Origin of the sequence: Curtobacterium sp. VKM Ac-2887 (assembly GCF_015350935.1) — a bacterium.
In the GTDB taxonomy this organism is placed as follows: Bacteria; Actinomycetota; Actinomycetes; order Actinomycetales; family Microbacteriaceae; genus Curtobacterium.
In genome coordinates, this window is sequence record NZ_JADKSB010000003.1 from 290,136 (window position 1) to 299,736 (window position 9,601).

A 9,601-nucleotide genomic window follows, 5' to 3' on the forward strand; every position below is an offset into this window, starting at 1 on the left:
AGACGTCGCTCAGCCCGAGTCTCGTCGTTCCGGGCAGGATGGGGCGCATGAGTGGAGCGCGCGGGCGGCAACTGCTGCCAGGACAGACCAGCCGGGTGCACGTGTACGACCTCGAGTCACGGACGAGCCGCCTCGTCTTCGAGTCGTCGTCGCTCCTCGTCGAGGCGCCGAACGTGCTCGACGACGGCACCCTGGTGCTGAACGGGAACGGCGACCTCTGGCTGCTGCCGCGCCCTGACGGCGGCACGGTGCTCGACGAGACCGCGCTCGTCCCGGTGCCGATGCCCGGCGTCCCCGAGATCAACAACGACCACGTGCTCGACCCCTCGGGCAAGTCGGTCGTGGTGAGCGGCCGCGACGGGGACCTGTACCGGGTGCCCGTGCCGGCCGGGGGAGCGGCCGCGACCCTCACCGACGTCACCACCGCGCTGCCGGTCGTCCGGAAGTTCTACCTGCACGGCATCGCCCCGGACGGGGAGACCCTCGCGGCGATCGTCGGGGAGCGCACCGAGGCGGGCGTCTGGACCACCGACGTCGCACTCGTCGACCCGGCCACCGGCGAACCGACGTTCCTGACCCGCGACGAGCACCCCGACGACGGCGTCTCGTTCGCGGGCGAGATGCTCGTGTGGAACTCGGAGCGGTTCACGCCGGGCACCGCGCAGCTCGTCGCGCTCTGGCCGGGGGCGACCGACCCGGTCCGGATCACGAACGACGACCGGGTGAACTGGTTCCCGCACGTCTCGCCGGATGGGGAGCACCTGCTCTACCTGTCCTACGAGCCGGGGGTGCAGGGCCACCCGGCCGACCACCGCGTGGAACTGCGGCGGCTGCCGGGGGTGCTCGTCCGCGGCGCCCGGATCATGCCGGTGCCGGAGACCCTCGTCGTGCTCGACGGCGGCCAGGGCACGGTCAACGTGCCACCGTGGTCCCCGGACTCGCGCTGGTTCGCCTACTGCGACTACCCCGTGGGTCGAGACTCGGTCTGAGCGACAGTCCTCGGGCTCATGGCCACGAGGACTGTCGCCCGCCGCGAGACTCGGGTCACCTCAGACCTCGCGCACCTGCCCCTGCTTGAGGTGCAGGCGACGCTCGGCCCGCTTCGCCACCCACGAGTCGTGCGTGACGATGACGACCGTCAGCCCGCGTTCCTTCCACTGCTTCTCGATGAGCCCCATGATCTCGTCGCGGGTACCCTCGTCGAGCGCGCCGGTCGGCTCGTCCGCCAGCAGGACGCTCGGGTTCTTCACCAGGGCACGGGCGATCGCCACGCGCTGCTGCTGCCCGCCGGAGAGCTCGGCCGGCAGGTGCTCCATCCGTTCGCCGAGCCCGACCTCGCGGAGCGCCGCCGTGGCCCGCTCGCGGATCTCCGAGCGTGCCCGGTTCGCGAGCGACCCCGCGAACGCCGTCTCGACGTTCTCGAGCGCCGTCAGCGTCGGGATGAGGTTGAAGCTCTGGAACACGAAGCCGATCTCGGTCGCCCGCAGGTCGGTCAGCGCACGGTCGCCGAGCTTCGCCACGTCGCGGTCGCCACCGAGGTGGATCGAGCCGGCCGTCGGCCGGTCGAGCGCTCCGAGCATCTGCAGCAGCGTCGACTTTCCGCCGCCGGTCGGCCCCTGGATCGCCACGAGCTGTCCCTGCGGGATCGTCAGGTCCACGTTCGTCAGCGCGGTGACGGTGCGGTTCTTCTGCTTGTACGTCTTGCTGACGTTGGACAGTCGGTACATCGGACTGGAGGCGCGGCTCGCCCCCGCCTGGCCGGGTGCGGTGTCGGTGCTGGTCACGGTCACTCCTTCTGGTCGCGTGCTCGGGATCGGTGCGGGTCCGGCGGTCGGCACCGCGCCGGTGGCGGGGCCGGGCATCAGGCCACGCTCCGCAGGGCCTCGGCCGGACGGAGCTTGCTCGCGCGCCAGCCGCCGAGTGCGCCGGCGATGAGGCCACCGAGGATCGCGAGGCCGATCGCCAGCAGGATCACCTCGACGGTCACCGGGGCGTGCAGGACCACGTCGGTCGTCGACGCGGTGCTCGCGCCGCCGCCGAAGCCACCGGCCGGGGCGCCTCCGGTCGTGCCGCTGCCCGCGGCCGCGGTCGCCGCGCCACCGGGCATGCCACCGCCGCCACCCGCGCCGCCGCCGGTCGTGCTCGACGCGCTCGCCGAGATGGTCGGGCTGATGACGTTCACCACGAGGATGCCGATCAGGCCGGCTGCTGCGCCGAGGACGCCGCCGATGAGGCCCTGCACGAGCGACTCCCCGGCGACCTGGCGGGTGATGCGGCCGTTCGACCAGCCGATGGCCTTGAGGGTGCCGAACTCGCGGGTGCGCCTCGTGACGCCGGAGATCGTGAAGAGGATCGCGATGAGGAACGCCGCCGCCAGCACGACGATGGACAGCCAGGTGCCGAGGTTCGAGACGAGGCTCGACGCGGTGCTCAGCGAACCGGAGACGCTCGACGCCAGGTCGGACTCGGTCGAGACCGTGGCGGTGGTGAGCTTCTGCTGCAGGGCGGTCTTGATCGCGCTGACGTCCGACGAGGACTCGGCGGACACGTAGATCGAGGTGACCTTGCCGTCGAGGTCCGCCAGCGCCTGCGCGGTGTCGAGGGGGATGTAGGTGTTCGAGCCGGTCGTCGACGACGAGCCGGTCGAGGTGACGATGCCGATGACCTCGAAGTCGGTGCCGCCGATGTCGACGGTGTCGCCGACCGCCTTCGACTCGCTCTTCGCGTAGGACGCGTCCAGCACGACGACGTCCTTGCCCGCGTCCTTCGCGGTGAACGTGCGGCCCTTGGTGAGTTCGGTGCTGGTCAGCGGGCCGACGGCGTCGCCGGAGACCGGGATGCCGGTCACGGTGAACGAGTCGACGTTGAACGAGCCGCCACCGAAGCCACCGCCCTGGCCGGAGTCGCCGCTCGGCGGGCCCTGCTGGGTGGAGCTGTCCGTGCTGCTGCTGTCGGAGCTGCTGGTGCCCGTGCTGCTGCCGTCGGTCGACTGCTGGACCTGCCCCGAGAACGTGCTGTTCTCGAGGGTCAGGACACCGGTCGCCGCCTTCACGCCGTCGGTGCCCGTCACGGTCGTGAGGTTCGCGGCGCTGAGCGTGCTCGTGCCGCGGGCGACGGCGAGCCGTGACTGCGACAGGTCGGTCGAACCGCTGCTGTCGCTGTCGTCACCGCTCTGGCTGCCGAAGTCGAAGCTCGGTCGACCGGAGCCCGACGCGCTCGGGGTCGTCGTCTTGGTTACGGTGATGTCGGTGCCGACGCCGTACACGGACTGCAGGACGCTGGACTGGGCCGCCTTCACGCCGCCCGCGATCGAGGACACGATGACCACGAGGGCGATGGCCAACGCCATGCCGATCGCGATGATGACGGTCTGCTTCTTGCGGTTCGTGAGTTCGCGCCTGAGGTAGGTCAGGAACATGGTTCTCCTCGGTGGTGGCCGGCTGGGGTCACCGGCCGCGCAGAGCGCACGGCGGGGCCGACGGAGGAGAACGTAGGCAGCCGATCAGTGGCCGCCCCATCGGCAGCCTATGAGCTGTCTAAGGGGCCCTCAGCTCGCGTCGCCGTACTCCCGGCGCAGGTGCTCCGCGTAGCCGCCGGGCGTCCGGCCGGCGAACCGCCCGCTCGTCACCACCGGCAGGTCGACCGTCGCGTCGACGCGGAACCCCGTCGCGTGCGCCCGCTCGACGAGCCGGACGTCCTCGTGCTCGGGGACGGGGTCGAACCCGCCGAGCGCCAGGTACGCCGATGCCAGCACGCCGAGGTTCGCGCCGTGCACGTGCCCGAGCGCGGCACCGGGCGGGTGCGCCTGCGTCCACCGGGCGAGCACGACCGGGTCCAGGTCGTCCGGGTCGGGGACGACGGCGCCGACGAGCACGTGCGCCCCGGAGCGGAGGGCGTCGGCCTGCTGGACGAGCCAGCCCTCCGGCACCCGCGAGTCCGCGTCGGTGTGGGCGAGCCAGCGGGACGCCGGGTCGGCGGGGTGCTGCCGGAGCGCGTGCGTGGCCCCGATGGTGCGCGCCCGACCGACGCCGACGTGGGCGGTCGCGACGACGTCGACGGGGAAGCGCTCGACGACCGTCGCCGTGTCGTCGGTGCAGCCGTCGAGCACGACGGTCACCGAGACCGCCACGTCGGGGTGCTCCCCGGCGAGTCGGGCGCGGGCGGCGAGCAGGGCGTCGAGGCAGGCGGCGATGCGGTCCTCCTCGTCGTGGGCGGGCAGCACGACGTCGATCCGCGTGACGCCGGAGGGCGCGGTCACCGGACGAGTCCCTCGGCCCGTGCGACCGACACGACGCCGGGGCCGGGCAGGACGCTCAGCACGAAGTCCGGTTCGACGTGGCGGACGAGCGCCGGTCGTGGCCACCGTTCCGCGAGTCGGGCGTCCACCGCGTCACCGCTCGACACCGCCTCGTCGTCGGGGTGGCGCCAGTGGCAGGCGACCAGCACGCCGTCGTCGTCGAGCGACGCCAGCACCCGGTCGATCGTCTCGTCGAGGTCGGCGGGGGACAGGTAGTAGCCCACCTCGGACATCACGAAGAGGTCCCACCGACCCGTCGGCCACTCGGCGGGCAGCGAGGCCTGCACGAACCGGGCCCCCGGCGCACGGACGGCAGCCCGGGCCAACGGCGCGGCCGAGATGTCGGTGCCGAGCACGGCGTCGGCGCGTTCGGCGAGCGCTGCGGTGAGGACGCCCGTGGCGCAGCCGAGCTCGAGCGCGGACCGGTACCGCTCGCGGGGGAGCGCGGCGAGCGTCACTTCCCGCTTGCGGCGTTCGTACCAGGAGCGCTCGAAGTCCCAGCCCTCCGGCTTCCGCTCGTAGTGCGCGTCGAACGACTCCCGCGAGCGCGACGCCGTCGGCACGGGCGCGAAGAACCACTCGGTCGACCGCAGGTGGTGCGCGGCGTGCCGGTCGTCGACGATCGCCTCGTCCCCGGCGGCACCGGACAGCGGGCGGACCTGCGAGGCGTAGGCGTCGAGGGCGGCGCGCTTCCGGTCCCGGACGGCGTCGGCCAACGGCAGGCCCCGGGCTCGGTCCCACGGCTGTGCGGACGCGGACGGGTCGTCCCAGTGCCACGCCCAGATCGGGTACGTCAGCAGCGACACCTCGGTGGCATCGGCGGTCACCGCTTCGGCGACCTCACCAGCGATGCGGTGGTCCCGGTGACCGTCCCCGCGCCACGGCGCCACCACGAGCGTCGGCCGCGCGGCGTCGTCGAGCGCTCGCCGCAGGGCGTCGGTGACCTCGTCCCGGTGCTCCCGCGTCCCGCCGTCGGGGATCCCGACCGACGACGCCGTCGCCCAGGGGTGCAGCGTGGCGAGGGCCCGGACGAACTCGTCGTCGCGCACGGTCGCCAGCTCCGGCGCCGTCGTGGTGGGGGAGTCCGGGTGCGAGCGCTCGCCGCGGGTGAGGAGCACGACGTGGGTGGGGAGTCCCGCATCGGCTGCGGTCGCGATGAGCCCGCCGGCACCGAGGGTCTCGTCGTCGGGGTGCGGCGCGAGGACCACCACGGAGCCGATGCCGTCCAGGTCGAGGGGTGTGGCCGACCGTGTGTCGAGGAACGGCGTCCACGCCGCGGGGTCGGTGCCCGGCTCGCGGTGGTCGAAGCTCACCACGCGACACCGCCGCGTTCCGTCACGATGCGGCCGATCCGGGCGAGGTCACGAGCCCCGTGGTCCTGCAGTACGTAGAGCTCGAGGTCGGCGACCCGCGCCGCGACCGCGGGGTCCGAGGTCAGGGGAGCCGGGCCGACGGTGGCGACGACCCGCTCGCGCACGGCGTCCACCGCTCGGCGCACCCGGGAGCGTACCGTCTGGGCGAGCAGCGGCCAGTCGGCGTCGGGAGCATCGGCGGCCTCGGACCGGTCGATCCGGGCGGCGGCGTCGGCGAGGGCGTCCTCGGCGTCCGCGAGGTCGAGCACGGTCGCACCGAGGGCGGCCTGCAGCAGTTCGGACTCCGGGTGGGCCGCGGCCAGCGCGCGCAGGATCCGGCCGAGGCCCACCGCACCGCCCCACCAGCACGCGGCGACGCCGATGCCGCCCCACGCGAAGCCCGGTCGCTGCAGGTACCAGCCGGGTGCGCCGACGAGCCGTGCCGTGGCGCCGTCGAAGTCCACCGGGCCGCTCGGCACGTCGGGCATGCCCCGGGCGACCCAGGCCTCGTCGTGCGCGGTGACGCCGTCCTGCCGCAGGTCCACGGCGACGAGGACACGGTCGTCGCCGGTGTGCGCGGTCACCAGCGCGTGCGACAACGTCGACGCGAGGGAGCACCACGGCTTCGTGCCGGTCAGGATCGCCGTGCCGCCGTCCTGGAGCGCGGCCTCGAGGCGGAGTCCCGGGCCCTCGGCGGCGAAGACGCCCCAGGTCGAGTCGGCGGGGACCGGCATGTCGGCCTGCTGCAGGATGCCGAGCGCGTCGAGGTGGGGTTCGACGGTGCGCGCGGTCGCGACGTCACCCGCGGCGACGGCGGCGAGCGTGGCGAGGAACCCGCCGGCGGTCCCCGCGGACAGGAGCGGGGTGGTGGTGGCGAGCGTGCGCGCGGCCGTCAGACGGTCTGCCGGGCTCGAGCCGGGCCTCCCGGCCGTCTCCTCGATCCCCGCGGTGTCGACGTGCCTGGCGGACGGTGGCCAAGCGGAGGATCGCAGCATCCCCCCAACCTACGAAGGAGCGGCCGAGTGCACTCGGAGCGATCCACAGAGCGCGGAGGGGCGGTCCACAGACAGCTCATAGGAATTCCTCGATACTCGAAGACGTGACCATCTCCCAGCCTGCAGCAGCCCCGCGCCTCACGCGTGCCGACGGAACCCCGTTGCGCATCCTGGTCGTCGACGACGAAGCCAGCCTCACCGACCTGTTGTCCATGGCGCTCCGCTACGAGGGCTGGGACGTCAAGAGCGCGAACGGCGGGCAGGACGCCCTGACGACGGCGCGGGAGTTCAAGCCCGACGCGATGGTGCTCGACGTGATGATGCCGGACCTCGACGGTCTGCAGGTGCTCAGCCGGCTGCGGCAGAACAACGACGACACCCCGGTGCTGTTCCTCACCGCGAAGGACTCGGTCGAGGACCGCGTGACCGGGCTCACCGCCGGCGGTGACGACTACGTCACCAAGCCGTTCTCCCTCGAAGAGGTCGTAGCCCGGTTGCGAGGCCTCATCCGCCGCTCGCAGATCTCGATCTCCGAGGCCGGCGACTCCCGCATCGTCGTCGGCGACCTCGTGCTCGACGAGGAGTCGTACGAGGTGCACCGTGCCGGCCGGCCGATCGAGCTGACCGCCACCGAGTTCGAGCTCCTCCGCTTCCTGATGCGCAACCCTCGTCGCGTGCTGTCGAAGGCGCAGATCCTGGACCGCGTGTGGTCGTACGACTTCGGCGGCAAGTCCTCGGTCGTCGAGATCTACATCTCCTACCTGCGCAAGAAGATCGACGCCGGTGAGACCCCGATGATCCACACGGTGCGCGGCGTCGGGTACGTCATCAAGCCCACCTCGTGACCCTCCGGCGTCGGCTCGTCCTGAGCATCGTCGCGCTCGTCGTCGTCGTCAGCGCGGTGATCGGGGCGGTGAGCATCATCGCGCTCTCGTCCATCCAGACGGGTGCGATCGACAAGCAGATCACGAGCGCCACCCACCGTGCGCAGCGCTACCTCGAGCAGAACCAGAGCGGGCAGCCGAGCATCGACCTGTCCCGTCCGTCGGGGCAGGCCGCGGGGACCCTGACCGCCTACTTCGTGGACGGGCAGGTCGTCATCGCGAACGTCCTCGACGACTACGGGCGACCGAGCTCCATCACGCAGTCGAGTGCCGCGGCCCTCGGCCAGGTGCGCGTGGGCGGCGACCCGGAGACGGTCGACCTCGGCTCGGACATCGGGCGCTACCGGCTCACCGCCGTGACCGTCGGTCCCGCCGTCCTGGTCGTCGGACTGCCGATGGCCCCGGTCTACGCCAGCGTCTGGTCGCTGTTCTGGGTGGTCGTCATCGTCGTCAGCACCGCCCTGCTCGCCGCGTCGATCGTCGCCGCCGTCGTGGTCCGGCGTTCGCTGCGCCCGCTCGAGCGCGTCGCCGAGACCGCCTCGACCGTGGCCCGGATGCCCCTCGACCGCAGTGACGCCCTGGACGGCGTCCGCGTGCCCGACACCGACCCCCGTACCGAGGTGGGCCGCGTCGGCAGCGCCTTCAACCGGATGCTCGGACACATCGCAGGCGCCATGCAGGCGCGGGAACGGTCCGAACAGAAGGTCCGGCAGTTCGTCGCGGACGCCTCGCACGAGCTCCGCACGCCGCTCGCCTCGGTGCGCGGGTACGCCGAGCTCACCCGTCGGATGGGCGGTGACCTGCCGAAGGACGTCGTCTACGCCATGAGCCGTATCGAGTCCGAGTCGATCCGGATGACGTCGATGGTCGAGGACCTGCTGCTCCTCGCCCGCCTCGACGAGGGGCGCGAGATCCAGTTCGACGAGGTCGACCTGACCGGCCTCGTGCTCGACGCCGTCAACGACGCCCACGCCGCATCGCCCGAGCACGTCATCGAGATCGACGTGCCGTCCTCGCCCGTCGTGGTCGTCGGGGACGCCGCACGCCTGCACCAGGTGATCGTGAACCTCGTCACCAACGCCAGGACCCACACACCAGAGGGCACCCGCATCACGGTGGGTCTCGCGCCGTCGCCGTCCGGCCCCGGCGTGGACCTGACCGTGCGGGACACCGGCCAGGGCATCGACCCGGAGTTCCTGCCGAAGCTGTTCGAGCGGTTCGCCCGTGCCGACAGCTCCCGGTCGCGCACCGTGGGGTCGACAGGGCTCGGGCTCGCGATCGTGGACGCGGTCGTGCAGGCGCACGGCGGGAGCGTCGAGGTGGCGAGCGTGCCGGGCGACACCGTGTTCACGGTGCACCTGCCGGTGGATCCGTCGGCTGCGGCGGAGTCGGAGTCGGAGTCGGCCGCGTCGGCCGCTGCTGCGGTGTCCGCTGATTGGTCGGGGACGCCCGCCGCGGTGGACGCGACCCACTGACGCTGGGGAGGCGCGGGGCGGGCGCTGGACTGGTCCCCGGTTCTTGGACTGATTAGTCGGTTCGAGATCCGGGGATGGTTCGTGTGGGTGGTACCGCGTCGTCGTTGACGAGTGCGCAGCGGGTGGCTGCGGTGGAGTGGTTCGGTCGGGGGTTGAGTGATTGGGCGACGGCTCGTCGGCTAGGAGTGACACGGAAACCGGTGCGACGCTTGCATCAACGGTGGTTGCTGCATGGTCCGGAGGTGCTCATGGATTCCCCCAGACGCTCGTACTCGTTCGAGGTTAAACGTGACCTCGTGCGCCGCTTCCTTGCCGGGGAACCAGCCGATGCGCTCGCCTCCGAGGGAGGGCTCTCCTCAGCGCTGCTGCTGCGCAAATGGGCGAACCAGGTTCGCAAGGACGGTGAGGACGCCCTCCGGCCGCGCCCAACGGGCCGCCCGAAAGCGAAGCCGGACACCGAGCTCAGCGAGCTGGAACGACTCCGGCGGGAGAACGAATACTTACGGGCCGAGAACGCGTACTTGGGAAAATTGCGGGCCTTGCAGGCGCAGCAACGGCGTCGGTGAAGACCGCAGCCGTTGCCGCTTGCAAGGCCGAA

The 9,601-nt window shown here is 72.3% G+C and carries 9 protein-coding genes; 4 read left to right on the forward strand and 5 right to left on the reverse strand.

Annotation, left to right across the window (positions count from 1 at the left end):
• Positions 1–47 precede the first annotated feature (47 nt).
• Positions 48–989 (forward strand): TolB family protein, encoded by a 942-nt coding sequence (locus ITJ69_RS05715; RefSeq protein ID WP_194672224.1) that lies wholly within the window; start codon positions 48–50, stop codon positions 987–989.
• Positions 990–1,049: 60 nt separating this feature from the next.
• On the opposite strand, the gene ITJ69_RS05720 is transcribed toward ITJ69_RS05715, so the two are convergent.
• The 5 genes from ITJ69_RS05720 to ITJ69_RS05740 form a co-directional block, all read right to left on the reverse strand.
• Positions 1,050–1,727 (reverse strand): ABC transporter ATP-binding protein, encoded by a 678-nt coding sequence (locus tag ITJ69_RS05720; RefSeq protein WP_194672248.1) that lies wholly within the window; start codon positions 1,725–1,727, stop codon positions 1,050–1,052.
• 134 nt (positions 1,728–1,861) lie between these two features.
• Complete coding sequence (locus tag ITJ69_RS05725; protein WP_194672225.1) at positions 1,862–3,418, reverse strand: ABC transporter permease; 1,557 nt, start codon at positions 3,416–3,418, stop codon at positions 1,862–1,864.
• 129 nt (positions 3,419–3,547) lie between these two features.
• Complete coding sequence (locus ITJ69_RS05730) at positions 3,548–4,258, reverse strand: glycosyltransferase (RefSeq protein WP_194672226.1); 711 nt, start codon at positions 4,256–4,258, stop codon at positions 3,548–3,550.
• A complete protein-coding gene (locus tag ITJ69_RS05735; RefSeq protein WP_323742995.1) occupies positions 4,255–5,610 on the reverse strand; it encodes a bifunctional PIG-L family deacetylase/class I SAM-dependent methyltransferase in 1,356 nt (451 codons plus the stop codon). The genes ITJ69_RS05730 and ITJ69_RS05735 overlap by 4 nt, the downstream gene beginning before the upstream one ends.
• Positions 5,607–6,644, reverse strand: a complete 1,038-nt coding sequence (locus tag ITJ69_RS05740; protein WP_194672228.1) for an acyl-CoA dehydrogenase — start codon at positions 6,642–6,644, stop codon at positions 5,607–5,609. Before ITJ69_RS05740 ends, ITJ69_RS05735 begins: the two co-directional genes overlap by 4 nt.
• 104 nt (positions 6,645–6,748) lie before the next feature.
• Here ITJ69_RS05740 and ITJ69_RS05745 point away from each other — a divergent pair, with 104 nt between their 5' ends.
• The 3 genes from ITJ69_RS05745 to ITJ69_RS20905 all read left to right on the forward strand — a co-directional run bounded on the left by ITJ69_RS05745 (position 6,749) and on the right by ITJ69_RS20905 (position 9,569).
• Complete coding sequence (locus tag ITJ69_RS05745; protein WP_017888661.1) at positions 6,749–7,489, forward strand: response regulator transcription factor; 741 nt, start codon at positions 6,749–6,751, stop codon at positions 7,487–7,489.
• Positions 7,486–9,003 (forward strand): sensor histidine kinase, encoded by a 1,518-nt coding sequence (locus tag ITJ69_RS05750; RefSeq protein WP_194672229.1) that lies wholly within the window; start codon positions 7,486–7,488, stop codon positions 9,001–9,003. Before ITJ69_RS05745 ends, ITJ69_RS05750 begins: the two co-directional genes overlap by 4 nt.
• A gap of 248 nt (positions 9,004–9,251) precedes the next feature.
• Positions 9,252–9,569: a helix-turn-helix domain-containing protein gene (locus ITJ69_RS20905; RefSeq protein ID WP_194672230.1), complete on the forward strand. Its 318-nt coding sequence runs from the start codon at positions 9,252–9,254 to the stop codon at positions 9,567–9,569.
• Positions 9,570–9,601 lie beyond the last annotated feature (32 nt).

Bases quoted from the DNA above. Each gene is read 5' to 3' on its own strand.
- ITJ69_RS05715 (WP_194672224.1), top strand. From the start codon at position 48: ATGAGTGGAGCGCGCGGGCGGCAACTGCTGCCAGGACAGACCAGCCGG.
- ITJ69_RS05720 (WP_194672248.1), bottom strand. From the start codon at position 1,727: ATGTACCGACTGTCCAACGTCAGCAAGACGTACAAGCAGAAGAACCGC.
- ITJ69_RS05725 (WP_194672225.1), bottom strand. From the start codon at position 3,418: ATGTTCCTGACCTACCTCAGGCGCGAACTCACGAACCGCAAGAAGCAG.
- ITJ69_RS05740 (WP_194672228.1), bottom strand. From the start codon at position 6,644: ATGCTGCGATCCTCCGCTTGGCCACCGTCCGCCAGGCACGTCGACACC.
- ITJ69_RS20905 (WP_194672230.1), top strand. From the start codon at position 9,252: ATGGATTCCCCCAGACGCTCGTACTCGTTCGAGGTTAAACGTGACCTC.